The 25,448-nt window shown below is 71.0% G+C and carries 22 protein-coding genes; 14 read left to right on the forward strand and 8 right to left on the reverse strand.

Features of this window, described 5'->3' with window-relative positions:
• Positions 1-15: 15 nt before the first annotated feature.
• Entirely contained in the window at positions 16-1,035 is a 1,020-nt protein-coding gene (locus tag AB0J87_RS03420) for a glycosyltransferase family 2 protein (RefSeq protein ID WP_350728354.1), read from the forward strand.
• Here the strand turns inward: AB0J87_RS03420 and AB0J87_RS03425 are convergent.
• Entirely contained in the window at positions 1,030-2,766 is a 1,737-nt protein-coding gene (locus tag AB0J87_RS03425; RefSeq protein ID WP_355190708.1) for a CDP-glycerol glycerophosphotransferase family protein, read from the reverse strand. The genes AB0J87_RS03420 and AB0J87_RS03425 overlap by 6 nt on opposite strands.
• 41 nt (positions 2,767-2,807) lie before the next feature.
• A complete protein-coding gene (locus AB0J87_RS03430; protein ID WP_355190710.1) occupies positions 2,808-3,560 on the reverse strand; it encodes an IspD/TarI family cytidylyltransferase in 753 nt (250 codons plus the stop codon).
• Between the two features lie 111 nt (positions 3,561-3,671).
• On the opposite strand from AB0J87_RS03430, the gene AB0J87_RS03435 reads away from it, so the two are divergent.
• The 6 genes from AB0J87_RS03435 to AB0J87_RS03460 all read left to right on the forward strand — a co-directional run bounded on the left by AB0J87_RS03435 (position 3,672) and on the right by AB0J87_RS03460 (position 9,403).
• Entirely contained in the window at positions 3,672-5,087 is a 1,416-nt protein-coding gene (locus tag AB0J87_RS03435) for a CDP-alcohol phosphatidyltransferase family protein (protein WP_363962443.1), read from the forward strand.
• Positions 5,088-5,098: 11 nt separating this feature from the next.
• Entirely contained in the window at positions 5,099-5,707 is a 609-nt protein-coding gene (locus AB0J87_RS03440; protein WP_363962444.1) for a DUF5941 domain-containing protein, read from the forward strand.
• Between the two features lie 77 nt (positions 5,708-5,784).
• Complete coding sequence (locus AB0J87_RS03445) at positions 5,785-6,519, forward strand: phosphocholine cytidylyltransferase family protein (RefSeq protein ID WP_350728359.1); 735 nt, start codon at positions 5,785-5,787, stop codon at positions 6,517-6,519.
• 28 nt (positions 6,520-6,547) lie between these two features.
• Positions 6,548-7,588 (forward strand): iron-containing alcohol dehydrogenase family protein, encoded by a 1,041-nt coding sequence (locus tag AB0J87_RS03450; RefSeq protein WP_363963101.1) that lies wholly within the window; start codon positions 6,548-6,550, stop codon positions 7,586-7,588.
• Positions 7,566-8,333, forward strand: coding sequence for a CDP-alcohol phosphatidyltransferase family protein (locus tag AB0J87_RS03455; protein ID WP_355190715.1), 768 nt, complete (start codon positions 7,566-7,568; stop codon positions 8,331-8,333). The genes AB0J87_RS03450 and AB0J87_RS03455 overlap by 23 nt, the downstream gene beginning before the upstream one ends.
• A gap of 185 nt (positions 8,334-8,518) precedes the next feature.
• Positions 8,519-9,403 carry a glycosyltransferase gene (locus AB0J87_RS03460; RefSeq protein WP_350728361.1) on the forward strand — a complete coding sequence of 295 codons (885 nt, stop codon included), beginning with the start codon at positions 8,519-8,521 and terminating at the stop codon, positions 9,401-9,403.
• A 21-nt stretch (positions 9,404-9,424) separates the two neighbouring features.
• Here the strand turns inward: AB0J87_RS03460 and AB0J87_RS03465 are convergent, their stop codons facing one another.
• From AB0J87_RS03465 to AB0J87_RS03485, 5 genes are all read right to left on the reverse strand, one after another.
• Complete coding sequence (locus tag AB0J87_RS03465) at positions 9,425-10,138, reverse strand: acetoacetate decarboxylase family protein (protein WP_363962445.1); 714 nt, start codon at positions 10,136-10,138, stop codon at positions 9,425-9,427.
• A gap of 124 nt (positions 10,139-10,262) precedes the next feature.
• Positions 10,263-11,225 (reverse strand): glycosyltransferase, encoded by a 963-nt coding sequence (locus AB0J87_RS03470; RefSeq protein ID WP_363962446.1) that lies wholly within the window; start codon positions 11,223-11,225, stop codon positions 10,263-10,265.
• Between the two features lie 56 nt (positions 11,226-11,281).
• Positions 11,282-12,688 carry an acyltransferase family protein gene (locus tag AB0J87_RS03475; protein WP_363962447.1) on the reverse strand — a complete coding sequence of 469 codons (1,407 nt, stop codon included), beginning with the start codon at positions 12,686-12,688 and terminating at the stop codon, positions 11,282-11,284.
• 179 nt (positions 12,689-12,867) lie between these two features.
• Positions 12,868-14,523, reverse strand: coding sequence for an LCP family protein (locus AB0J87_RS03480; RefSeq protein WP_363962448.1), 1,656 nt, complete (start codon positions 14,521-14,523; stop codon positions 12,868-12,870).
• A gap of 144 nt (positions 14,524-14,667) precedes the next feature.
• Positions 14,668-16,155, reverse strand: coding sequence for a hypothetical protein (locus AB0J87_RS03485; protein ID WP_363962449.1), 1,488 nt, complete (start codon positions 16,153-16,155; stop codon positions 14,668-14,670).
• Positions 16,156-16,313: 158 nt separating this feature from the next.
• Between AB0J87_RS03485 and AB0J87_RS03490 the strand changes: the two genes are divergently transcribed.
• From AB0J87_RS03490 to AB0J87_RS03500, 3 genes are all read left to right on the forward strand, one after another.
• Positions 16,314-18,344 carry a hypothetical protein gene (locus AB0J87_RS03490; RefSeq protein WP_363962450.1) on the forward strand — a complete coding sequence of 677 codons (2,031 nt, stop codon included), beginning with the start codon at positions 16,314-16,316 and terminating at the stop codon, positions 18,342-18,344.
• A 72-nt stretch (positions 18,345-18,416) separates the two neighbouring features.
• Positions 18,417-19,346: a glycosyltransferase family 2 protein gene (locus AB0J87_RS03495; RefSeq protein ID WP_357726325.1), complete on the forward strand. Its 930-nt coding sequence runs from the start codon at positions 18,417-18,419 to the stop codon at positions 19,344-19,346.
• A 3-nt stretch (positions 19,347-19,349) separates the two neighbouring features.
• Complete coding sequence (locus AB0J87_RS03500; RefSeq protein ID WP_363962451.1) at positions 19,350-20,411, forward strand: glycosyltransferase family 4 protein; 1,062 nt, start codon at positions 19,350-19,352, stop codon at positions 20,409-20,411.
• On the opposite strand, the gene AB0J87_RS03505 is transcribed toward AB0J87_RS03500, so the two are convergent.
• Entirely contained in the window at positions 20,312-21,271 is a 960-nt protein-coding gene (locus AB0J87_RS03505; protein WP_363962452.1) for a lysylphosphatidylglycerol synthase transmembrane domain-containing protein, read from the reverse strand. The genes AB0J87_RS03500 and AB0J87_RS03505 overlap by 100 nt on opposite strands.
• Before the next feature lie 111 nt (positions 21,272-21,382).
• Between AB0J87_RS03505 and AB0J87_RS03510 the strand changes: the two genes are divergently transcribed.
• The 4 genes from AB0J87_RS03510 (at position 21,383) to AB0J87_RS03525 (ending at position 25,427) form a co-directional block, all read left to right on the forward strand.
• Entirely contained in the window at positions 21,383-22,210 is an 828-nt protein-coding gene (locus AB0J87_RS03510; RefSeq protein ID WP_363962453.1) for a class I SAM-dependent methyltransferase, read from the forward strand.
• The gene (locus tag AB0J87_RS03515) at positions 22,207-23,106 is read left to right on the forward strand and encodes a lysylphosphatidylglycerol synthase transmembrane domain-containing protein (protein WP_363962454.1); all 900 of its coding nucleotides are present in this window, start codon (positions 22,207-22,209) and stop codon (positions 23,104-23,106) included. Before AB0J87_RS03510 ends, AB0J87_RS03515 begins: the two co-directional genes overlap by 4 nt.
• A gap of 93 nt (positions 23,107-23,199) precedes the next feature.
• Positions 23,200-24,315 carry a glycosyltransferase family 1 protein gene (locus AB0J87_RS03520; protein ID WP_363962455.1) on the forward strand — a complete coding sequence of 372 codons (1,116 nt, stop codon included), beginning with the start codon at positions 23,200-23,202 and terminating at the stop codon, positions 24,313-24,315.
• A gap of 20 nt (positions 24,316-24,335) precedes the next feature.
• Positions 24,336-25,427, forward strand: coding sequence for an NDP-sugar synthase (locus AB0J87_RS03525; protein ID WP_363962456.1), 1,092 nt, complete (start codon positions 24,336-24,338; stop codon positions 25,425-25,427).
• The last annotated feature ends 21 nt before the right edge of the window (positions 25,428-25,448 follow it).

Genomic DNA, 25,448 nt, shown 5'->3' on the forward strand with positions numbered 1-25,448 from the left:
AGCGTGAGCCCCGCCATGAAGCAGTTCCCCGACTCGCCGCAGGCCCCCGCGGAGACGCGTGCCTGGCCCCCCATCTCCGTCGTCATGCCGGTCCTCAACGAGGAGCGGCACCTTCGCGAGGCCGTCGACCAGGTCCTCGCCCAGAGCTACCCAGGTGAGATCGAAGTCGTGCTCGCCGTGGGTCCGTCCCAGGACCGCACCCAGGAGGTCGCCGACGCCATATCGGCGGCCGATCCACGGGTGACGGTCGTGCCCAATCCGACGGGCCGCACCCCCAACGCGCTCAACGCCGCCATCGCCGCCTCGCGCAACGGCATCATCGCCCGGGTCGACGGGCACGCCATGCTGCCCCCCGACTACCTGCGCGTCGCCGTCGAGACGCTGGCCGAGACCGGCGCCGACAACGTGGGCGGCGTCATGGCGGCCGAGGGCATCACGCCGTTCGAGCAGGCCGTCGCCTGCGCCATGACGTCCAAGATCGGCGTGGGCGCCGCCGCCTTCCACGTGGGCGGCACCGCGGGCCCCGCCGACACCGTCTACCTGGGCGTCTTCCGCCGCTCGGCGCTCGACCGGGTGGGCGGCTACGACGAGCACTTCCAGCGGGCGCAGGACTGGGAGATGAACCACCGCATCCGCCAGAGCGGCGGCCTGGTCTGGTTCCAGCCGCGCATGCGGGTCTCCTACCGCCCTCGCCCCAACGTCAAGGCCCTGGCCAAGCAGTACTTCCACTACGGCAGGTGGCGGCGCGTGGTCGCGCGCACCCACGAGGGCACGATCAACCTGCGCTATCTGGCGCCGCCCGCCGCGGTGCTGGCCATGCTGCTGGGGTTGGTCGTCTCGCCGTTCTTCCCCTGGGCGCTCATCGTCCCCGGCGGCTACGCCGTCGCCATCGCGGCGGGCTCCGCGCTGACGGGCAGCGGGCTGTCCCCGGGGGCGCGGCTGCGGCTGCCGATCGTGTACGCCGCCATGCACTGCTCCTGGGGCTGGGGCTTCCTCACCAGCCCGAAGAAGCTGGCCAGGCCGCCCGGGTCATGACCCGGCGAAGACCCGCTCGACGGCGGCGTCGAAGCGGGTCAGCGCGTCCGGATATTCCGCCCCGAACAGGTAGCTCCTGAGCTTGATCCTGGCCCGGGCCAGCGAGTCCTCCCCGTCGAGGAACTCCGCGAGCCCGGCCAGGTCCTTCCCGATCAGCACGCCCGCCTCGGTGCTCGGGTAGCGCTCGTGGAAGGCGCGCTCGTCCAGGCCGGCGACGTTCGTCACCGCGTACGGCTTCTCGCTGGCCAGGAAGTCGGCCACGACGCTGGAGATGTCGCTGATCAGCAGGTCGCACCGGTTGAAGCAGTCGTACAGGTGCGGCTCGGGGCCGGTGACGATCAGATGCTCGATCCGCGGCGTCTCCCCGGTCGCCCGCGACGGGTGCCTGGCCTTCGACTTGGCCAGCTCGGCCGCCTCGATCATGGCCACGATCTTCCGGTGCGCGCGGCCGGCGCTGCGGTCGCGATGGCCGGTCAGCGGGTGCGGCTTGTAGATCACGCGCACCCGCGGCCGGTGGTCCAGCAGCGCCCGCACGATGCGCGGGCCCATGGTGATCAGCGACGTGTGGAACAGGTCGTCGTTCCAGCCCTCCCAGGTGGGGGCGTACAGGACGGTGCGGTACGGCAGCTCCGGCCCCTCCGTCGAGATGCCTTCGAGCTGCGGCCGGCCGACCTCGTGGATGCTCTCGTCCCTGACGCCCACCCTGGCCCGGCGGTAGCGGTCGCGGCCCGCGGGACCGGCCACCCACACCTCGTCGTACACCCGGGAGAACGGGTTGAACGACGCCTCCTTGTCGCTGTCGCCGTGGTTGAGGAACGCGCTGCGCAGGGTCGGGATGCGCAGCATGTGGACGTTCCTGCCGACGTTGGAGACGTACAGGCAGAGCTTGGCGCTGGACAGGGCGCGGAAGCTCATCAGGTCGGCCGCCGACGGGATGCACAGCATCGGCAGCGTGGTCGCGTCGAGGTGGTTGGCCATGCCGCGCTCGCGCAGCACGACGATGGCGCGCCGGTCGATGCGCTCCAGCGTGGGCAGCCACATCCTGGCCTGGTAGGCGGCCGCGGTGGCGCCGGAGAAGTAGAGGATGACCTCGGGCCGGTACTTCTCGACCTGCTCGCCCACGACCGCCAGCACCCTGGCCTTGTCGGTGAGCGGCGTGGCGCGGCGCACGTACGGGATGAGCGCGAGCGCCCCGGCGATGCCCAGCAGGACCGCCAGACCGGCGCCGATCGCGGCGGGCACGGCGCCGACGGCCGCGCCGACCACCGGCAGCGCGTCGAGGTAGAGGAAACGCATGCTGCGGCTGTCACGCAGGGACGGCGGCGGCATCTTCGGGATGCGCAGCGCCGAGACGTCGAGGTTGCGGGTGGTCACCGGCATCCGGCTGAGCGTCCCCTTGAGCCGCAGCGCCAGCGCCGTGTGCCCGGCCCGCACCACGTGGATCGCGAAGATGCCCGACGCCAGCGCCACGAACCACGGCGAGTCGACCCCCGCCATCCGCGCCACCAGCAGCAGCGCCATGGTCTCCCTGGCGGCGAAGCGCAGCGTGACCCCGAGGTGCACCCTGCCGAGCAGCTCGGGCAGCGGCCTGGCGGCGCGCGAGGCCGCGTACTCCACCGCATAGGAGAGCACGGCGACCGCCCCGAACACCACCGGAGCGGGCCAGAGGGCCGACCACAACAGCGTGGGGTAGCAGCCGAGCAGGGCCGCGATCACGATGAGTCTCCTCATGTGATCGCACAGTAACAACTCTCAGGTCAAACGTCTGTGACCTATCTGGGCAAGTCGGAGATCGGCGGGGTTGCGGCGAGCTGGAAGAGCAGCTCGGCGATCCGCAGGTCGAGGGGGTGGGTGACCTTGATGTTGTGCTCGCTGCCCGGCACGAGGTGGATCGGCACGTCGGGCAGGTAACGCAGCACCACGCCGCAGTCGTCGGTGGCCGGCCGGCCGGCGAACCCGGGGTCGGCCAGCGCCCGCTCGTACGCCTCGCGGATCACCGAGAGCCGGAAGCACTGCGGCGTCTGGCTGCGCCGCAGCACCGACCTGTCCAGCACGTCGCCGATCACCTCGCCGCCGGGGCCCGGCACGGCCACGAGGACCGTGTCGGAGCTCGGGATCGCCACGTTGACGGCCGAACGGGTCTCCAGCGCCTTGACGCACTCGGTGATGATCCGGGGCTCCACGAGCGGGCGTACGGCGTCGTGCAGCAGCACGTTGCACTCCTCGGCCCCCAGCGCCCCCAGGGCCAGCCACGTGCTCTCGGTACGGCTCGCGCCGCCCTCCACGACCTTGCTGACCTTGTCGTAGCCGCCCTTGTCCACGATCTCGCGGATCCGGTCGGTGTAGCCGGGCGTCATCAGCACCACGATCTCGTCGATCTCCGGCGCGTTCTGGAACACCGCCAGCGAGTGCTCGATGATCGGCTTTCCCGCGACCTCGATGAGCTGTTTGGGGGTGTCCATCCCGATCCGCTGCCCCACGCCGCCTGCGAGAAGCACCCCGACCGACCGCAACCGTGAATCCATATCGGCAGCGTAACGGTCCTGTTCCGTGATTCCGCCTTGACCTGTCGCTACGCTGTGCCTACGCACCCCCAAGCCACGCGGCTCCCGCGCGACCGGGAGGAGACCTGCGCTTTGCCCGACTCATTGACCCGCGAGACCACGGCCACATCGGTCGTCGTGCTCGCCACGACCCCGGCATGCAAGCTCTCCAGCTTCGACGTCACCCTGCTCGACCGCGTCACCGACCAGCTCGCCACGCTGCCCGTCCGGGAGATCCAGGTGGTGACGCCGGGTGGCGGCCTCGGAGCCGACCTCAGAGGCGTCGCCAAGATCGCCCGGATCTCCACGGGAGCGGTGGCCGTGCTCCCCGCAGACCTGGTGGCCCACACCGAGGCGCTGGCGCTGCTGCTCGACCACCCCGCGCGCGGCAGCGGGGCCCTGGTCTCCCATGACGCCGCCGCGGCGCCCATGCGGCCGCCCGTCCGCGTCGAAGGAGGCAAGATCGTCGCCGCGGGCAGTTCGTTCCATGTGGTCCCCGAGGCCAACGCCACGTTCAGAGGCGTGCTGAAGGCGGGCGAGGCCGACCTGGGCGCGCTGGCGGACATCGCGGAGGAGCTGGCCGAGCTGGCCGACACCGGCAAGCTGGGCCCGGTCACCCCCGTCGAGGCCGTCGACCTGCTCCTGGTCGGGCTGGTCAGATCGGGCGTGTCGGTGCGGGCGGCCGGGATCGGGCCGCTGCACGCCGACCGGGTGACCGGCCAGCACGCCGCCGACACCGCCGTCGCCAGGCTGGCCGAGGTGGACGAGGCCAAGGTCAGGCTCGACCTGTCCATCAAGGCGGACGACGGCTTCTTCGCCACCTTCTTCGTCTCCACCTGGACGCGCCACCTGCTCAAACCGGCGGTCCGGCTCAACCTGGCCCCCAACACCGTCACCGGCGCCTCGATCGGGATGGCCGCGCTGGCGGCCCTCTGGTTCTCGGAGGGCAGCCAGGCCGGCCGGCTGGCAGGGGCGCTGCTGTTCTACCTGTCGTTCGTGCTCGACTGCCTCGACGGGCAGCTGGCCCGCTACACGCGCACGTTCTCGCCGCTGGGGGCGTGGGCCGACGGCATGGCCGACCGGCTGAAGGAGTACGCCGTCTACGTCGGCCTGGCCCTGGGCTTCGCCGGCACCGGCATCTGGCAGCTCGCCGTGGCCGCCATGATCCTCCAGGTCGTGCGGCACGCCATCGACCAGACGTACGCCGGGGCCCGCACCGACGCCGCCCGCGTCGGCGCGCAGTGGGGGCGCCCCGCGCGCTCCCTCCTGGAGTCGGCCGACGGGAGCCGGGCGCGGGGCGTGCTCGGGATCGCCCAGCGCCTGGAGCGCGACGCGATCGCCCGCTGGCTCAAGAAGAGCGTCGTGCTGCCCATCGGCGAGCGCACCGCGCTGATCGCCGTCACCGCCGCGGGCTGGAACGCCAGAGTGACGTTCCTGTCCCTGCTCTGCTGGGGCGGCGTGGCGGCCCTCTATCAGCTCGCCGGACGGATCGCGAGGTCGGCACGGTGATTTCGGTCCACATGACTCCCGTCCCCCGCAGCACGGTCGTGGCCTACCGCGACGACGGCCCGCTCTCGCGCGCCATGGGCCTGCTCGTGGCCGGGCAGCTCCCACCGCTGCCGCCGGTGATCGCGGGCACGTTCGTCACGGGCGTGCTGCTGCTGCTCGGCGTGGCGGGTACGGACGGGCTCGCGGTGTTCGCGCCCGCCGTGACGCTGCTGCTGGCCGGGCCGGGCAGCACGCACGCGCACGACGGCAGGTTCGACTGGCTCGTCCCGCCGATCCTGCGGCTCATCGAGTACACCTTCGTCGCGGCGTGCGGGTTCGCCCACGAGGTGCACCCTGTGGTGATCTTCCTGCTGCTCGGCGCGCTGGCGTTCCACCACTATGATCTTGTTTACCGGCTGCGGCAGCGCGTGTACGCGCCGGCGTGGCTGTCCACGTTCGGCCTCGGCTGGGACGGCCGGATGATGGTGGTCTCGCTGGTCGCCCTCACGGGCTGGCTGACCGGCGGCTATCTGCTGCTCGCGCTCTATCTGTGGGCGTTCTTCGGCTGGGAGAGCCTCACGTGCTGGCTCGCCGCGCCCCGTTCCGGGGTGGAAACACCCGATACGGGAACGCAAGACTAACGCCGGATTACCCGCTCAGGGCCCAAAGACGAATACTCTTTGGGCTCACGAAGACATGCTCGACTGAGGAGTGCACGTTGCTGGGAATGGTTCTGGCCGCTGGAGCCGGACGACGTCTGCGGCCGTACACCGACACGTTGCCGAAGGCGCTCGTGCCGGTCGACGGCGAAACCACGATCATGGACATCTCCCTGCGCAACCTCGCGGCGGTGGACCTGCGGGAGGTCGTGGTCGTCGTCGGTTACGCGGCGCAGGCCGTCCACGACCGCAAGGAGGCCCTGGAGCAGCGGCACGGCGTCAAGCTCACCCTCGTCCACAACGACAAGGCCGAGGAGTGGAACAACGCCTACTCCCTGTGGTGCGCCCGCGACTACTTCTCCCAGGGCGTGCTGCTGGTCAACGGCGACACCGTGCACCCGGTCTCGGTCGAGAAGACGCTGCTGTCCGCTCCTGAGACGAGCGGCATCCTGCTGGCCGTCGACAACGTCAAGAAGCTCGCCGACGAGGAGATGAAGGTCACGCTCTCGCCGGAGGGCTCGCTGCGCCGCATCACCAAGCTGATGGACCCGGCCGAGGCGTACGGCGAGTACATCGGCGCCACCCTCATCCGGCCCGGCGCGGCCGACCTGCTGGCCGACGCGCTCAAGACGACCTTCGAGCGTGACCCCCAGCTCTACTACGAGGACGGCTACCAGGAGATGGTCGAGCGCGGCGAGGTCATCCACGCCGCGCCCATCGGCGAGGTCGACTGGGTCGAGGTGGACAACCACGACGACCTGGCGAAGGCTCGTACCATAGCCGTCCGCTACTGAGGGGGCGCGCATGCCGCTTCTAGCGAGGATGCTGCCGGCGCCGCTGACCATGCAGGTCAGGCGGGGCGCGGTGGCCGAGCTCGGCGCCCTGCTGGCCGACAGCAGGGTGGCCACCTCCGGCCGGGTCGCGGTGGCCGTCGGCCGCGGGCAGGGCGACCACATCGAGAGCTTGATCACACCCCAGCTGGGCGAGGCCGAGGTGTTCCGGGTGGCCGACGGCTCGGTCGACGCGGCCGTCTCCCTCGGCGCCGACCTGCGCAAGGCCGCCTACGAGGTGGTGGTGGGCGTCGGCGGCGGCAAGACCATCGACGCCACCAAGTACGCCGCCTCGCTCGCCGGCATCCCGATGGTCGCGGTGGCCACCAACCTCTCCCACGACGGCATCTGCTCGCCCACAGCCTCCCTGGTCTACGAGGGCGGCAAGGGCTCGTTCGGGGTGCCGATGCCGCTGGCCATCCTGGTCGACCTCGACTTCGTGCACAACGCGCCGGAGTCGCTGGTCAGGGCGGGCGTGGGCGACGTGGTGAGCAACCTGTCGGCCATCGAGGACTGGCAGCTCGGCAACGTCGAGCGCGGCGAGCCCATCGACGGGCTGGCCTGCTCGATGTCCCGCACGTCCGCCGAGGCGCTCATCGGCCGCGGCGACTCCATCGAGTCCGACGCGTTCCTGACCGTGCTGGCCGAGTCCCTCATCCTGTCCGGCATGTCCATGGTGATCGCGGGGTCGTCCCGGCCCGCGAGCGGTGGAGATCATGAGATCCTTCATGCCGTGGATCAGCTCTTCCCCGGCACCTCCAACCACGGCGAGCTCGCCGGGATCGGTGCCGCCTTCTGCTTCTTCCTGAGGGAGGACGAGGCCCGGGTCACGCAGGTGGTCGACTGCCTGCGCCGGCACAAGCTGCCCGTCGTGCCCGCCGACATCGGGCTGACCGGCCAGCAGTTCGCCGAGGCCGTCGCCCTGGCACCGTCCACCCGCCCCGGCCGCTACACGATCCTGGAGCACCTGCGCATGCAGGACTCCGAGATCCACGATCGGGTGGGGGACTATGTCCGGGCCTTCGGTAGCTGAGATCCGGCGGGTCGCCCAGCCCGCCGGCCACCTCGAGCGCAGGAACGGCGAGCACTGGGCCGGCGTGCTCTACATGCGCCAGCTGTCCATCTACGTCACCTGGCTGTTCGCCAAGACCTCGGTCACGCCCAACCAGCTCACCTGGGTGATGACGGTGGCCGGGGCCCTGGCCGGGGTCGTGCTCGCCCTGCCGGGCCTGTGGGCCGCCGTGGGCGCCGCCCTGCTGGTGCAGGTCTACCTGCTGCTCGACTGCTCCGACGGCGAGCTGGCCCGCTGGACGGGGAAGACCTCGCTGGTCGGGGTCTACCTCGACCGGGTCGGGGCCTACTTCTGCGAGGCCGCGGTGCTGGCCGGGCTGGGCTGGCGGGCGTCGGCCGTCCTCCCCGACTGGTACACCGTGCTGGGCTTCGCCGCGGCGCTCGGCGCGATCCTCATCAAGGCCGAGACGGACCTGGTGGAGGTGGCGCGGGCCAAGGGCGGTCTGGAGGCCGCCACGGAGGCTTCCGCGGTGCAGTTCCGCTCCGGGCTCCTGGGCCTGGGCCGGCGGGTGCTCTCGGCGACGAAGTTCCACCGGATCGTGCAGCCGATCGAGCTGTCGCTGCTGGCGCTGGCGGCCGCCGTCGTCGATCTGATCCTCGGTGACCTGACGGCCTCGCGGGTCCTGATCGTGGCCTGCTTCGTAGCGGCATGCCTACAGGTTGTCCTGCATTTGGTAAGCATCATCGCCTCGAAGAGACTGGCGTGATCTGATGTCGGAACCGGAGGAGCTCCCCGTCCGTCGTATAGATCGGACGTCCGCCGTTCGGTGGGGGTTCATCCTCGGTTCCGATACGCTTAGCCCCAGCCTTTCCAAAACATGCAGACCAGCAGACTCGGTGATCATGAAAGAATGCTCCGCCCGTGTTCTCAACGCGTCAGGACAGTGATTCGTTGAAGATCTCGTGCGTCATCCTCACCATGGGTAACCGGGTCGCGGAGCTGAATCGGGCGGTCGAGTCCGCGCTCAACCAGGTCGACGGCGACGTCGAGGTGGTGATCGTGGGCAACGGCGCAGATGTGCCCGAATTGTCGGCGACGCCACCCGAAGGGTCGGCCGCGGTCGTGAAAGCGATCCGGCTCGATCAGAACACGGGCATCCCCGCAGGCCGTAACCGCGGCGTGGAGGAGTGCTCGGGAGACGTCGTGCTGTTCCTCGACGACGACGGCTGGTATGCCAACCAGAAGGTCGTCGCGCACGTACGCGACCGCTTCGCCACCGAGCCGGACCTCGCGGTGATCTCCTTCCGCGTCATGGACCCCGACGGCGGCATCGGCCAGCGGCGCCACGTGCCCCGGCTGCGCGCCGGCGACCCGCAGCGCTCGTCGCCGGTCACGACGTTCCTCGGCGGCGCCTCGGCCATCAGGCGCTCGGCCTTCCTCCAGGTGGGCGGGCTGCCCGAGCGGTTCTTCTACGCTCACGAGGAGACCGACCTGGCCTGGCGGCTGCTGGGCGAGGGCTACCGGATCGAGTACGACGCCGAGACGGTGATGTACCATCCGCAGGTCCCGCCGACCCGGCACGTCGAGTTCTACCGGCTCAACGCGCGCAACCGGGTCTGGCTGGCGCGGCGCAACCTGCCGTGGCCGCTGGCGTTCCTCTACCTCACCAACTGGGTCGTGCTCACCCTCGTGCGGGAGCGCGGGGCCGGGCCGGCGCTCAAGGCGTGGTTCAGCGGGTTCTTCGAGGGCCTGCGCACCCCGGCGGGCGAGCGGCGGCCCATGGCGTGGCGTACGGCGTGGCGCATGGTCAAGCTGGGCCGTCCGCCGATCGTCTGACCGCGGCGGGCCATCGGGGCGTCAGACCTCGACGGCCTCGCCGAAGGACATCGCGGCCCGCGAGATCGTGCTGGTGAACATCGCCCGCCTGGGCAGCCCCAGCTCGCTCAGCTCCTTGGCGATGGGATGGTTGCCCAGCCGGATCAGCGCCCCGCTGGGGCGGATCCGGGCGCCGCGGGCCCGTACGGACCAGGGCACGCGCCGCGTGATCCCGTCCCGGTGCGTGTAGGCGTCGAGCGGCGCCATCACCGTCGCGCCCGGCGCGGGCACGCCCGGCTTGATCAGGATGTCCAGCACGAGCCGGCCGTCCCTGCGCAGGACACACCGTTTGTACGGCGTGCCGAGCCGCAGCTCGATGTCCGCCAGCTCCTTCGGGAACCCCCACAGCGTGCGCCCGGCCTCCAGCGTGAACGGCTGGTCCACGGGCAGCCAGTGCACGAACACCCCGGCCTGGCGCAGGTCCCAGAGCCCTCCGGTCCCGGACACGCCCGGGGGACGCACCAGGAACGCCATGCCGAACTCGTGGTACGGGTCCAGATCGCCGTCGCGGTAGTCCACGAACAGCAGCACGCAGACGGCCTTGCCGGGCAGGAACTCGGCCACGTCGAGTCCGGAGTACGCGATCACCGCCCTGGCGGCGTCGGCGCGCACCGCGTAGAAGGCGCTGCACACCTCCGCGTCCCGCACCCGCACCGGCATGGCCACCGTCCGGCCCTGGATCAGATGCGTTGCCATGGCCCCAGTACATCAACCCGTCAGTCGTGTCGCCATTCCCACCCCCGATGTCCTTCCGTGGTGCCGCACCCGCCGCCCGGCCTCCGGCGTGTCGCCCGCGCTCCCGGAGGGCCGGCCGTTCCGGTCAGACGGCCAGAGCGTGGGTGGGGAGGCCGGCCCAGGACTCGGCGCGGTTGACGAAGGCCGCCGCGTGGTCCGGCCAGTGGTGGTGCAGCCGCGCCTCGGCGTGCCCCAGGACGCCCAGCCGGGCCCGCCGCACCGGGTCCTCCTTCAGGTCCAGCACGGCGTTCAGCACGGCTTCCACGTCCAGCGGCACCACGAGCCCGCAGCCGGTCCGCTCGACCAGCGCCGAGCCCTGGGGAGTCGTGATGACGGGCAGCCCGCGCCCCATGTAGTCCATGATCTTCGTCGGCACCGTCCGCACCGTGTCGTCCGCCAGCGAAAGACCCGCCAGCGCGCCCTCGGCCATGCGCAGCGCGTGCCGGTTGGGCACGTACCCGAACCAGTCGAGCAGCCCGACCCGCTGCGCGTCACGCAGCAGCGGACGGACGTCCCGGGCCGCCGCGCCGATGAGGTCGAGCCTGACGCCGTACGGGACCAGCCGTTCGGCCAGCCCGATCAGCTCCGCCACGCCGCGCTCGGACGAGAGGCGGCCGATGTGCACCACCCTGGTGTCGCCGGGAGGAGGCGGGCTGGGTGACACCAGGGTCGCCTCGGGAACCACCGCGGGCGTGATCACGCGGTGGCGCCTCCCCGCGCGGGCCAGCCGCCTGGGGGAGACCTCTTCGCGTATGTCCCAGACGACCGGAGGACGCCTGTACGGCAACGCGCCCAGCAGCCGGTGCTCGTGCACGATCAGCAGGTCCGCGCCCTTCACGCCGCGTTTCAGCGCCGCGCGCGCCCTGCCGTACGAGGCGTGCCGCGCCACGTCGATCGCGGTGACCCCCATGGTGGGGGTCACGTTGAAGTACGTGAACGGTGCGACGTAGGTGACCTCGTGGCCCGCGTCGAGCAGCGCCCTGATCTGCCGGTGCATGATCCGGGCGTCCTCGGGATGATGGACGGTCGTGGCGACACATGTCCGCATGTGTCGATGCTCCGCGCCTACCAGGTCAAAGGCGTAAATGTGGGTAGAACTGTCGCTTAACTTCGTGATGGGCGGCGATAGAGCCAGGTCAGGCGGGGTTCGAGCACCCACTTGAAGACCGTGCGGGTCTCAGGCAGGCACAACACGATCGCCAGCGCGAAGGCGCTGGAGGCGATCGCCAGCACGCCGAGCGGCCCGAACAGCCACGGGAACTCCAGCCAGCCCATCTCCTTGGCGACCAGCACGGGAATGCCGTGCAGCAGGTAGCAGTAGAGCGTGCGGGTGCCGAGGTCGGAGAACCACGTCTCGCCCCGGGGCACCAGCGCCAGGACGGCGAAGCACATGGCCAGCGCGCACACCAGCAGCCCGGCGCGCATGCCGAGGCCCATGTACCACGACAGGTGGAGGTCCTGGAAGCTGGCCTTGAAGTAGAACGGGGAGAGCTTCGCCTGCGGCGCGAGGAGGATCGCCACCCCCGCCGCACCCAGGATCGTGAGGACCCCCAGGATCTTGATCCACCGCCGGTTGAGCATCTCGAAGTGCTCCGGCTGCATCACCAGGCCGATCACGAAGAACGGCATGAGACCGAAGAAGCGGTCCATGCTGAAGTCGCCCTCGATCTGCGAGAACCCGGAGAGCAGGTAGACGACGATCGCGACCGGCACCGGATATTTCATCCGCTTCCACACCGGGGTGGACAGCCGCCAGAACAGCAGCGCCAGCAGGTACCAGTTGAGCCACGCCGGGTCGATGATCGTCAGGCTCCACTTCTGGCCCACCGAGACGCGGAGCAGGGCGTAGCCGACCTCGACGATCACGTACGGGACCAGGAACGTGTCGACCAGTTTGTTGGTCTTGGCGTTCGAGTTCCAGAAATTTCTGGACAAATAGCCACTGATCAGCACGAACAGCGGCATGTGGAACGTGTAGATGAAGATGTACAGGGCCCTGGAGGAGTCCGCCGACAGCGTCGGCACCAGCGAGTGGCCGACGACCACCAGCGCGATCAGCACGAACTTGACGTTGTCGAGGTACGGGTCGCGCTTGCGCTTGGCCGGCTGGGCCTCCTGCTTCGGCTCCGGCTGCGGCTGGGCCGTGTCGTCCGCCGCGGCCTTCGCCCGCTTCCGCGGACGCCGCTCCTGCGCCGCCTGCGAGGGCTCGTCCGCCGCGGCAGGAGCCTTCGCGGGAGCCTTCGCCGGGGACTTCGCGGGACCCTTCGCCGGAGCCTTTGCGGGGCCCTCCGCCGGGCTCTCCGCCGGGTTCTTCGTCGGGGGCTCGTCGTCCTTGACGGCGGGCTGCGGCTGGGTCAGCTCACCAGGCGCCATCCAGTGCGGATCGGCTTCCTCGCTCCAGAACGCCTCCTCCGGCAGCGGCCAGCGGGCTCCCGTCTGGGCGGGGCCGCCGGTCTCCTCCTCGGGGCTCCGCGGAGTCGTGACCGGTGGGGAGAATCTGGTGTCAGACACAGGGGAGTCGCTCAGCTTCGCTCGGGGCCGGGGAACACGACGGCAGCACGACCAACGGGTGGCCTCTCGGCTCCGGGTCGCGCTGCGTCGCCGACCCGCAACAGACTATCCCGCCCACGCGCCTCCTGTCCCTCGCGTGAGGCGAGAACGCCCGATTCCACAGGGAACTTGGAGGCTCGTCAGGTGCAGGTGTTCTTCTGCTCGGAGGCCGTGATCGTGCTGTTGTTGACGCTGTCGGGCAGCTTGGTCACCTTGACCGACTCGAAGTCCTCGCCCACCACCAGCTGGATCACCGGAGTGCCCTTCGGCGGGGTGCTCGTGGGGGCCGTCGTCGGCGTGTACGGCTGCGGGTTGGTGACCGCGACCTTGCCCGACGCCGGGGCGGGCTTGGGCACGAGGGCCCCCGCCAGCGTGCCGGCGTGGTCGGGCGCCGACTCGATGGTCTTGGCGTAGTGGACCTCGGTCTTCGGCAGGCTCTTGCCGTCGGGGGCCTCGTAGTTGCCGACGCCGACGACGTTGAAGCCTTCCTTGGCGAGCTGGTCGGCGACCTCGCGGGCCTTGCCGAAGGTCTTGGTGCCGTTGAGCACCTGGATCTTCACCTGCTCGGGCTTGAGCGTGACCTTGGGCTTGGTGCCGGTGGCGGTGCCGGTGCTGGCGGACGGCGCCGGCGTGGCGACCTCGGTGTCGGTCTTGATCGAGGTGAACAGCGCGTTGGCGTCGGGCTGCTTCCAGACCACGCGGTTCTTGTCCTCGGGGTCGGGCCCCCACGGGATCGTCGTGAACTTGACGCCGCCGGCGGTCATCTCCTTGGCGCTCAGCGCGATGTTGATGAGCTGCTCGGTGTCGTTGGCCAGCTCTGGGTCCATGGTGACCGATCCGGCCGCGGCCGCGATGAAGTCCCTGAGCTTGCCGACGTCGGTGAGCAGCTCGCTGCTGGTGGCCTTGGCGACGACCTTGCTCAGGAAGATCTGCTGCCGCTTGATGCGCTGGATGTCGCTGCCGTCGCCGTAGTGGCGCAGGCGCACGTAGCCCAGGGCCTTCTCACCGTTGAGCAGGCTCTTGCCGGGCGGCAGGACCAGCTTGGAGTTCTTGTCGTTGACGCCGGACTTCAGGCAGATCTCGATGCCGCCGAGCGCGTCCACGATGTTCTTGAAGCCGCTGAAGTCGACCTCGACGAAGTGGTTGACACGGATGCCGGTGAGGGTCTCGATCGTGGAGATCGTGCAGGCGATGCCGCCGGAGTTGTACGCCGAGTTGATCATGTCCCGGCGCGGCGGCATCTCCTGCTTGGTGGTCTCGTTCTTGCACTTGGGGATCTGCACCATCGAGTCACGCGGGAAGCTGATCAGCCGCGCCTTGTCCCGGTTGGGCGAGATGTGCATGAGGATGATCGTGTCGGTGCGCTTGCCGCCCGCGTCCGCCTCCCTGGCCAGCTTCTGGCCGTACCGCGCGTTGCCCTTGCCCGCGCGGGTGTCGGAGCCGACGAGCAGGACGTTGAGGGCGCCGGTGTCCACGGGCCGGGGGTTGATGATGTCGCTGTTGACGCTCTTCTTCTTGATGTTGCCGAAGGCGTCCCGGTAGACCGTGTAGCCGGTCAGCGCCCCGGCCACCATGAGCGAGGTCACGCCGATGCTGACCCAGGCCAGGATGCGCATCTTGTTCTGGCCGCCGCCGTTGCCGCCGCCGCGGTGGCCGCGCGGCGGCCGGTCGTCGGGCGGGAGCGGCGGAGCCGCGGCGGCCGCCGCTCTACGCGCCATCCTGCTGCCGGGCTGGGTGGGGGCAGCCCGGTAGTCCTGCCCGGAGGTGACTACGGGCACGCTCCTGTAGTCAGTCATACGTCCCCTAGCCTCACTTCTCGCGCCTGACGCGCTGGCTTCGTCGCCTCGCGCCACGAGACGAGGTCACGTACGGCGTGCCAGGTGCCATGACCGCGGGGAACGACCGTGACCCGGGCGTGATGTTTCCGCGGCAAAGCATACTCAGAGCTGGACATTACGTGGAATATCATCGCCAAACTCTTTCTTGCTCACGCAGTGTTTTCGCACGTCAGGTCTGATGCTCAGGGCCGCCGCCAAACAGGCCAGGGGCACGGCCGGCAACACGTATCGGTAGTCGAACTCCGCCGCCGCGGCCGGTGTGACCAGCAGCACCACGGCCGCTGACCAGGGCACGAGCCAGGGCGCGGGACGCCTGCGCCCGCTCCGGCGGATGGCGGCCGCCACCGGGGGCACCAGCAGCACCCCCAGGAGCACCGGGCCGGGCAGCCGCACCATGTTCTGGTAGGCCCTCAGCCAGCCGGCGTAGGGCTCGACGATCTCCGTGCCGATCTGGCCCCGCTCGTAGAGCTTGGCATAGTCGGCGCCGACCTGTGCGGGATAGCGGCCGGGCGGCCCCGGCTCCGTCACCGGGAACTGGTAGTAGCCGTAGATCTCCGGATCGGGGTAGACCGGGCGGCCCCACGTGAACGTGCGGCCCAGCTCCGTCAGCACCGAGGCGGCGTAGTCGAGCGGCTGCCTGGTGATCGCCAGGGTCGCGAACCGGCCCGCCAGGTCGTCGGTCTCCTTCGTGAACGTGATCCCGGGCAGCAGCACGAGCGGGGAGTCCTTCGCCCAGATGTACTCCTGCGACGGCGGCCGCCGCTCCGGGGGGCGCGGGTCGCACAGGACCCGCAGGTCCGGCGGCGGGTCCATCCTGGCGCAGTCGGCGAACGACATCGTGCGGGCGTACATGAAGACGCCGTTCGCGCCCACGAGCCCGACCCGCTGGTACGTGGCGTAGAACCAGGCGCCGTACGCGATGACCGGCACGAGGGCGGTGGCCAGCAGCAGCCCGGCCAGGCGCAGGCGCCCGCGCAGCACGTACCAGGCGGCCAGGAGCAGGATGAGAGGCTGGCCGACGGTCCTGGTGAGGGTGGCGGCGGCCAGCAGCAGGCCGATGGCGGCCACCGTGCGCCGCCGCTCCGACCCGCACAGCGCCACCGCCGCCACCACCAGGAACATGAAGAGCGTGTCCGAGACGAGCAGGTGCTCCAGCTCGATCTGGTACGCGTCGAGCAGCACCGGCACCGTGGCCAGCGTTGCCACCCACCTCGGCGCCCGTCGCGCGACCCGGTAGATCAGCACGCCGGTGGCCAGGCCGAGCAGGTGCTGCGCGGCCGTGACCATCCCGAAGGTGTGGAACGGCTCCAGCAGCTTCAGGAACATCGAGTAGCCCGCCGGGCGGACCAGGTCGGGGCGGGGTTTGAAGACGGTGACGACGTAGGTGTAGGAGTCGGGGAACCACAGGGCCGGCCGGTAGCCCAGCATCGCCAGGGCGCGCAGGGCCGTGCCGAGGGCGAGGACCGCCAGGAACCACCCGTGCCGCCTCCACCGGGACGGGTCTCCGACCCACGCCAGGCCTCTGCGAGCGGGCATGTCGGCGCGAGTCTCCGGCATCACCCGCACGCCCTCCCGCTGTCTCTCCGGCATGTCCCGTAGTGCCCACGTACGCTACCCGCCATTCAGTGAACCCCGTGCCAACCGGCCGATAAGGGATACGCACGCCAGGTCTCCCCGGTTGAGATGAAGATCGCCCGCCGTGTGGCGGAACCCACCGGGACCTCCAGGTTGGATACGCTCGCTCACCGATGGGACTCGACCGATCCGGGCGGACGCTCGCCGTGCTCTCGGTGGCGCCCGCGCTCGCCGTGGCGGGCTGGCTGGTGGCGGGGCTGCCGCTGCTGCTGCTCGGCCACTTCGCGCCGCTGCCCGCGGTGCTGCTCGGGCTGCCCGCCGCCGCCCTGCTCTGCCGGGCCGGCACCCGCGGCCTCGGCAAGGTGGCCGAGGCCACATCCCGGCAGGTCATGGGTGTCGTGGCGGTGGCCGTGGCGTCCGGCGTGTTCAACACTCTCATGCACACCGAGCAGATCGTCGTCAGGCGCGACCCGGCCACGTACGCGCAGTACGCGGCCTGGATCGCGGGCCACGGCTCGCTGCCCGTTCCCACGCAGGCCTGGGCGTTCGGCGGCCCGGACCCGTCGCTGATCTTCAAGAGCGTCGGGTTCTACGCGTTCGACGGGGCGGTGGTGCCGCAGTTCATGCCGGGGCCGCCGATCCTGTTCGCGGTCGGCGACTGGCTGGGGATGCCCTTCGCGATCCCGGCGGTGCTGGGCGGGCTGGCCGTGCTCACGGTGGCCGGGGTGGTGGCGCGGCTGGCGGGGGCGCGGTGGGCGGTGCTGGGGGCGGCGGTGTTCGCGGTCAGCCTGCCGATCCTCTACACCTCGCGCAGCACGTTCAGCGAGATCCCGTCGCTGATCCTGCTGTTCGGCGGGCTGGCGCTGGCACACGACGCGCTCGCCCGGCCGGGCCGGGCCCGCGGGCTGCTGGCCGGGCTGGTGTTCGGGCTGGCCGTGCTGGTCCGGGTCGACGGGCTGCGCGACGTGCTGCCCGTGCTGGCGTTCGCGGGGTTGCTGATCGCGATGCGCCGCTTCGCCAGGCCGCAGGGGGCGCTGGGCGTGCCGCTGCTGGCCGGGCTGGTGGCGGGTGCCGGGGCCGGGATGCTCGCGGCGTACCTGCTCTCCCGGCCCTACCTGTCGTACCTGTCGGGGTCGGTCAAGCCGCTGCTGGCCATCTGCGCCGCCGTCCTCGTGCTCACCGCGGTGGGCACGGCCACCGCCCCGCTGCTGGCCAGGATCCGGCCGCCGGCGTGGGTCCCCGCGGCCGGGGCCGGGCTGGTCGTGCTGCTCATGGCCGGCCTGTACGCGCGCCCGTGGTTCCAGACCGTGACCCGCGTGCCCGTGACGGAGGACGACCGGCGCACGGCCCTGATGATCGCCCAGACCCAGCAGGCCAACGGCCTGCCCGTGGACGACACCCGGCTCTACTTCGAGAACTCCCTGCACTGGGTGACCTGGTACGTCGGCATCCCCGTGGTGGTGCTGGCCACGGTCGCGGCGGCGGTGCTGGTGCGCAGGCTGCTGCGGGACGGCGGGCCGTTCGAGTGGCTGCTGCCCCTCGCGGTGATCGGCTGGACCACCGTCACCACGCTCCTGCGCCCCGAGATCACCCCCGACCACCCGTGGGCCGCCCGCCGCCTGGTCCCCATCGTGATCCCGGGCCTGATCCTGCTCGCCATGTACGGCCTGGCACGGCTGCGCGACCTGCTCCGGGCGCACCCGCCGTCCTGGCCGCGCGGGCCCCGGGCGCGGCGGTGGGGGATGGCGCTCGCCGTCCTGATCGTCCTCGCGCCGCCGGCCGTCACCTCCATCGGGACGGCGTTCACGCCGGTCGAGCGGGGCGAGGCGGCGGCGGTGGCGGGGATGTGCGCGAAGCTCCCGCCCGACGCGTCGGTGCTGATCGTGGAGCGGGTGACCGGCGATCGGTTCACCCAGCTCGTACGCGGCATGTGCGACCGCCCGGCGGCGATCGTTGCCCGCGAGGGTTCGGTGGACACCGCCCCCGAGGCGCAGGTGCGCCGGCTGATCGCGCGGGTGCGCGCCGCGGGCCGCGTCCCCGTCGTGCTGGCCGCCGACGAGGTCCAGGTGGCGCCGTACGGATCTCCGACCCAGGTCTTCGCGCTGGCCTCCCGCCAGGACGAACGCTCTCTCGTGGACGCCCCGAACGGCACCTGGGGCCTGCAGATCGGCGCCTGGATGGCCCTCCCCGAAGGGAATGGATGATCTTGGAAGTGGGAGCTCCCAGTGGGCGCACGTGGACTCGGCTTTGAGTTGGGCAGAGTACCCTCAAGGCCCGTGAGCACGCTAGAGACCCCGAAGAGTGGACCTGCCGTGGAAGAAGCGCCGTACGTCACCATCGTTCTTCCCTGCTACAACGAGCAGGATCACGTCATCGATGAAGTCGAGCGCATCACCAGGTCCATGGACTCGAGCGGCTACACCTACGAGCTCGTGGCCGTGGACGACTGCTCGACCGACGAGACGCTGGCCAGGCTGAAGCAGGCCGCTCCCGACTACCCCCACCTGCGCATCCGCGCCTTCCACCGCAACGGCGGCGCGGGCACCGTGCGGCGCATCGGCACGCAGGAGGCCAAGGGCGAGATCGTCGTCTGGACCGACGCCGATATGACCTACCCCAACGACCGCATCCCCGAGCTGGTGCAGATCCTGGAGAAGGATCCGATGATCGACCAGGTGGTCGGCGCGCGCACCAGCGAGGAGGGCTCGCACAAGCTGCTGCGGGTCCCCGCCAAATGGGTGATCCGCAAGGTGGCGGAGCAGCTGGCCGGGCAGAAGATCCCCGACCTCAACTCGGGGCTGCGGGCCTTCCGCAGGACGGTGGCCAAGCCCTACCTGCGGCTGCTCCCGCCCGGGTTCTCGTGCGTGACGACGATCACGCTGTCGTTCCTGTCCAACCAGCACGACATCTACTACCTGCCGATCGACTACGCCAAGCGGGCCGGGAAGTCGAAGTTCAGCTTCGTGTCCGACGCGTACCGCTACATCCTGCAGGTGCTGCGGATGATCATGTACTTCAACCCGCTCAAGGTGCTCATGCCGCCCGCGCTGTGGCTGGTGGGCATCGGGTTCGTGAAGGGTCTGTGGGACATGGTCATGCACCCGTTCTACTTCCCGGCCAACACCGTGATGATCTTCCTGTCCGGGCTGCTGATCGGGTCCGTGGCGCTGCTCGCCGACCTGATCGTGCGCTCGCGGGGGGAGTAGCGCGTGCGGATCGCGATCGTCGGCCCCACCTATCCGTACAAGGGGGGCGGGGCCCAGCACACCACCGAGCTGGCGCACCGCCTCACGGCCCAGGGCCACGACGTGGTGATCGAGTCGTGGCGGGCGCAGTATCCGTCGTTCCTCTACCCGGGGCAGCAGACGATCTCCGCGCCGGAGGGCACGCCTTTCCCGAACACCCTGCGCAGGCTCGACTGGCGGCGTCCCGACGGGTGGGTGTCCGCCGGGAGGCGGCTCAGGTCGGCGGATCTGGTGGTGCTGGCCGTGCTGAGCCCGGTGCAGGTCCCCGCATATTTGGGGATTTTGTACGGGATAAGGCGAAAAGTCAGGACTATTGCCCTCTGCCACAACGTGCTGCCCCACGAGCGCAAGCCGTACGACGAGCCGCTCATGAAGGCGCTGCTCAAGCGGGTCAACGGGGTGCTGACCCACTCCGAGCAGCAGGCCGGGCTGGCCAAGGGGCTGACGGGCAGCCCGGTCAGCGTGGCGGCGCTGCCGCCGCACCTGCCCTCCACCAACGCCGAGAAGTCCACCCAGGTCCACCGCAGGTTGCTGTTCTTCGGCATCGTGCGGCCGTACAAGGGGCTGGACCTGCTGCTCAGGGCGCTGCCCGACGGGATCTCGCTGACCGTCGCGGGGGAGTTCTGGGGCGGGCTCGACGAGACGCGGGCGCTGATCGCCGAGCTGGGCCTCGGTGACCGGGTCGAGCTGCGGCCCGGCTACGTGGCCGCCGAGGACGTGCCGGGGCTGTTCGCGCGGGCGGACGCGCTCGTGCTCCCGTACCGGAACGCGACCGCCAGCCAGAACGTCTGGCTCGGCCACGAGCACGGCGTGCCGGTGATCGCCACCCGCGTCGGCGCGCTCGCCGATCACGTCACCGACGGCGTGGACGGGCTGCTGGTCGAGCCGGGTGACGCCGGGGCGCTGCGCGCGGCCCTCGAACGCTTCTACGCCTCGGGCGAGCCCGAGAGGTTGCGGTCGGGCGTCAAGGCCGTCGACCCCGAGCCGTTCTGGTCGGCGTACGCGGGGACGCTGCTGGCCGCCTGACGGCCGAGCACGAACGAGATGCCCGCGGCCGTCGCGTCCGCCAGCGTGAACGCCAGCCGCGACACGATCGCCACCGCGAGCGCCGCCGGGGTGCCGATGATCGGCGCGAGCACCAGCACCAGCGCGCCCTCCCTGACCCCGACCCCCGCGGGCACGACGATGGTGAGGATCCCGGTGGCCCACGCGAACGCGTACGCTCCGGTCGCGACGAGGTAGAGGTCGGAGCGGCCGGAGAGCAACCAGATGTGCAGGCCGTACACGAACCAGCCGAGCGCGGTCCACGCCACCGCGACGACCACGGTACGGCCGGGCAGCACGCTCTCCAGCGGCTCCTTGCGTGCGATCCGCAGCGCCAGGTTGAGACCCCAGGTGAGCACCTTGGGATGCAGGCACACGATGATCACCGGCACGAGCAGCACGAGGTACCAGGCCTTGCGCACCGCCTCCAGCGAGCCCAGCGTCGCCGCGGCGATCGAGACGGCGACGCCGAGGTTGATCACCAGGCTCAGCGAGATCGTCGCGAACGTGCGCCGGGGCGGGCTCCCGTGGTCGCGCCCGAGGTCCATCATCGCCGCGTACGCCCACACGGCGCCCGGGATGTACTTGCCCAGCTGGCCCACGAACATGATCCGCCCGGCGATCCGCAGCGGCACCCGCGTGCCGAGCCCCGCCAGGATCTCCCGCCAGGCCACCAGGATGAAGACCTGGCCGAGCAGCACCGCCGCGAACGCCCCGAGCACCGCCCACGGCGACATCGCCGCCACCGCCCCGGTGGTCTCGTCCCAGTTCGTGGCCAGCCCGTAACCCAGGAAGCCGAGGGCGATCAGGGCGAGGACGACGCGCAGCAGGCGACGGAGCATTCGCTCAGGCTACGCGTGCTCCGCCGGGCAGGCCAGACGGCGGCGCCGGAGACCGCGGGCGCGGCCCGCACCGGCTTCGTACCCATGCCCATTTGGGTACTGTGGGTCCTCGTGGGTAAGCAACGAGTCGCGCAGCTCGAATACTCGGAGTTCCAGTCCGCCATGCTCGACGAGGGCAAACGGCGGCGGAAGGCTGCGAAGATCATCGCGGTGCTCGAGCACTTCCGCGGGCCGCTGAGCGGGCTGACGGTGGGCGACGTGGGCTGCTCCGCGGGGTTCATCGCCGACGAGCTCGCGCAGGCCGGGGCGAAGCACACGCTGGGCATCGACATCGACGTGCCGGGGCTGCGCAAGGCCGCCGACCGGTTCGGCGAGCGGGTGGCGTTCGTGTGCGGCGACGGCACCGCGCTGCCGTTCCCCGACGGGTCGATCGACGTGCTGGTCTTCAACCACATCTACGAGCACGTGGTCGACCCCGACTCCGTGGTGGCCGAGATGCACCGGGTGCTGTCCGACGACGGGGTCCTCTACCTGGGGCTGGGCAACCGGCTCGGCGTCATGGAGCCCCACTACAAGCTGCCGTTCCTGTCCTACCTGCCGCCCGCGCTGGCCGACCGCTACGTGCGGGCGTCCGGGCGGGCCGACCACTACTACGAGCGGTTCAGGACGCGGCGCGGGCTGCGCAGGATGCTGCGGGCCTTCCACGTGTGGGACTACACCTTCCCCGTGCTGGCCACGCCGGGCCGGTTCGCGGGGGGCGAGCTGTTCCCGGGCGCGCTGGGGCGGATCGCGCAGACCGTGCTGGCCCGCACTCCCCGCGAGGTGCTCAGGCTGCTGCTGCCCCTGGTGCCCACGTACCTGTGGGTGGCCACCAAGACGCCGCGGCGGCCCGCGGGCGCGGCGCTGCCGCAGCCGCCCGAGCGGGTCCGCCCGCTGTGACGACAGTGAAAGAGGAGGCCGCCCCGCGGCGCTCGCCGGTCCGCAGGCTCGTCCGGTACGGCTTCCTGGCCGTCGCGCTCGGCTTCGGCGCCTACGCCGTGGCCAAGCAGTGGGACACCGTGGTGGCCGGGTTCGCCAGGCTGTCGTGGGCCGCGCTGGCCGGGTCGCTGGTCGCCGTGGTCGCCGCGCTGCTCGGCGCCATGCTCACCTGGCGCACCCTCCTGGCCGACCTCGGCTCCCCGCTGCCGCTGAGGCCCGCCGCCAAGGTCTTCTTCGTGGGCCAGCTCGGCAAATACATCCCCGGCGCCGTCTGGCCGGTGATCGCCCAGATGGAGATGGGCCGCGACCTCGGCGTGCCGCGCTCGCGCAGCGCGGCGGCGTTCTTCCTGATGATGCCCATCCAGCTGGCGACCGGCCTGCTCGTCTCGCTGGTCACGCTCGGCTGGGACCGCTACGGCTGGCTGCTGCTGTTCATCCCGCTGCTGCTGGTCCTGCTGGAGCCCAAGGTCATCAACGCCGTGATCGGGTACGCCCTGCGCAAGCTCAAGCGGGAGCCGCTCGAACGCCCGCTGACCCGGCGCGGCATGCTCGCCGCCCTCGGCTGGGCGCTGGCCGGCTGGCTCTGCTACGGCGTGCACCTCTACTTCGTCGCCCCCCAGGGCGGCCTGCTCTTCGCCGTCGGGGCCTTCGCGCTGTCGTGGTGCCTGGGCATCCTGACCTTCGTCGTCCCGGCGGGCGCGGGCGTGCGGGAGGTCGCGATGGTCGCGGTGCTGGCGCCTCACGTGGACGGTGGCGCGGCGATCGCGGTGGCTCTTTCGTCCCGCATTGTCATTATTTTGGGGGACCTGATCTGCGCCGGTATGGCGGGAATCGCAGCGCGTCGCAACTCCGTGTGATTTGACCGGCGATTTAGGGGAGGCTGGTCATAAGCTGAACTTCAGAGGGGGACACCAGTCCCACGTTGATCTTGAGGGGAGAAGATCTACGTAATGCCTCGAGTGCTCGTCGACGCGGCGGCGGTCCCCGCGGACCGTGGCGCGTTGATCAGATATGTGGACGGGCTCGTGGCCGCGCTCGACCGGGCCGGCGCAGACCTCGCGGTGGTCTGCCAGCGATCGGAGGCCGAACGCTACCGGCGCCTCGCGCCCTCGGCCCTGGTCCTCCCGGGGCCCGTGGCGATCTCCAACAGGGCCGCCCGGCTCGCCTGGGAACAGACCGGCCTGCCGCTGCTCGCCCGGCAGGCGGGGGCGGACGTGATCCACGCCCCCTACTACTCCATCCCGCTCGGTTCGGGCCTGCCGACCGTGGTGACGATCCACGACGCCACCTGGTTCACCGAGCCCGACCAGCACAGTCCGCGGGCGTCGTTCTTCCGCTCCGCCACCCGCACCGCCGTGCGCCACGCCCGGCGGGTGATCGTGCCCTCCAAGGCGACCAGGGACGAGCTCGTCCGCGTGCTCGCCGCCGACCCCACCCGCATCGACGTCGCCTACCACGGAGTCGACCTGGGGCAGTTCCACCCGCCGAGCGACGACGAGATCCGCCGGGTCGCGCTGCGCTGCGGGCTGCACGGCCAGCCCTATGTGGCGTTCCTGGGCGCGCTCGACCCCCGTAAGAACGTTCCCAACCTCATCCGCGGCTTCGCCGCCGCCGCGAAGCACCTGGACGCGCCGCCCGCGCTGGTGATCGGCGGCGGGGTCCACGAGGACGACGTCGACGCCGCCTGCCGGGAGGTGGAGGCCACCGTCAGGGTCATCCGGCCCGGCTACCTGCGCGCGCCCGACCTGCCGGGGTTCCTGGGCGGGGCGCTCGTGGTGGCCTTCCCGTCGCGCGGCGAGGGGTTCGGGCTGCCGGTGCTGGAGGCCATGGCCTGCGGCGCGCCGGTTCTGACGACACATCACACGTCTCTGCCAGAGGTCGGCGGCGACGCCGTGGCCTACACTGAGCCCGACGCCGACAGCATCGCCGTGGCGCTCGGACACCTGCTGGGCTCCCCCGCCCGCAGGGGGCAGCTGCGGGAGGCGGGGCTGGCAAGAGCACGCGAGTTCACCTGGGACGCCTCGGCCGAGGCGCATCTCAGCTCTTATCAACGCGCGATCGAATAGTTCGGTAACCTCACGGAGTGATGGAGAGCTCTTTGCCAGACCTCGAGGCGATCCTCCTGGTCGGGGGGCAGGGCACGCGCCTGCGTCCGCTGACACTGGGCACGCCGAAACCGCTGCTGCCGACCGCCGGAGTGCCGTTCCTGGCCCACCAACTCGCCCGTGCGCGATCTTTCGGGGTCCGCCGGATCGTGTTCGCCACCTCCTACAAGGCGTCGATGTTCGAGCCCGCCTTCGGTGACGGGTCGGCGTTCGGGCTCTCACTCGAATACATCACCGAGGAGACGCCGCTGGGCACCGGCGGCGCGATCCGCAACGCCGCCGAAGCCCTCACGGCGGGGCCGTCCGACCCGGTCCTCATCCTCAACGGGGACATCCTCTCCGGCCACGACATCGGCGATCAGGTACGCACCCACCTGGCACGACATGCCGCTGTAACGCTCCATTTGACAGAAGTCGACGATCCCTCCCGGTTCGGGTGCGTCCCGACCGACGAGACCGGGCGGGTGACGGCCTTCCTGGAGAAGACGCCCAACCCGGTCACCAACCGGATCAACGCAGGCTGCTACGTGTTCACCCGGTCGGTGATCGACTCGATCCCCCGCGACGAGATCGTGTCCGTGGAGCGGGAGACGTTCCCCGGGCTGATCGAGGCGGGCGAGCTGGTGCTGGGCTACGCCGACCGCACCTACTGGCTCGACGTCGGCACCCCGGCGGCCTTCGTGCGGGGGTCGCGCGACCTGGTGCTGGGGCGGCTCGACTCGCCCGCGCTGCCCGGGCCGACCGGGGAGTTCCTCGCGCTGGAAGGGGCTCAGGTCTCGCCTGAGGCCAAGGTGCAGGGCGGCACGGCGGTCGGCGCGCGGGTCGTGGTCGAGGCCGGGGCGACGGTGGTGGGCTCGGTGCTGACCGACGACTGCGTCGTCGAGGCGGGCGCCTCCGTGACGGACTCCGTGGTGGGGCGGGGCGCGCGGGTCTGCGCGGGCACGGTGGTGTGCGACGCGGTGATCGGCGACGGCGCCATCGTGGGGCCGGGCAACGAGCTGCAGAACGGCGTCCGCATCTGGCCGGGCGTGGAGCTGCCCGAGCGCGCGATGCGCTATTCGAGCGACGTCTGAGCCTCTGCCCTCGCTCCTGCG

This window comes from Nonomuraea sp. NPDC049625 (genome assembly GCF_040675285.1).
GTDB lineage: Bacteria > Actinomycetota > Actinomycetes > Streptosporangiales > Streptosporangiaceae > Nonomuraea > Nonomuraea angiospora_A.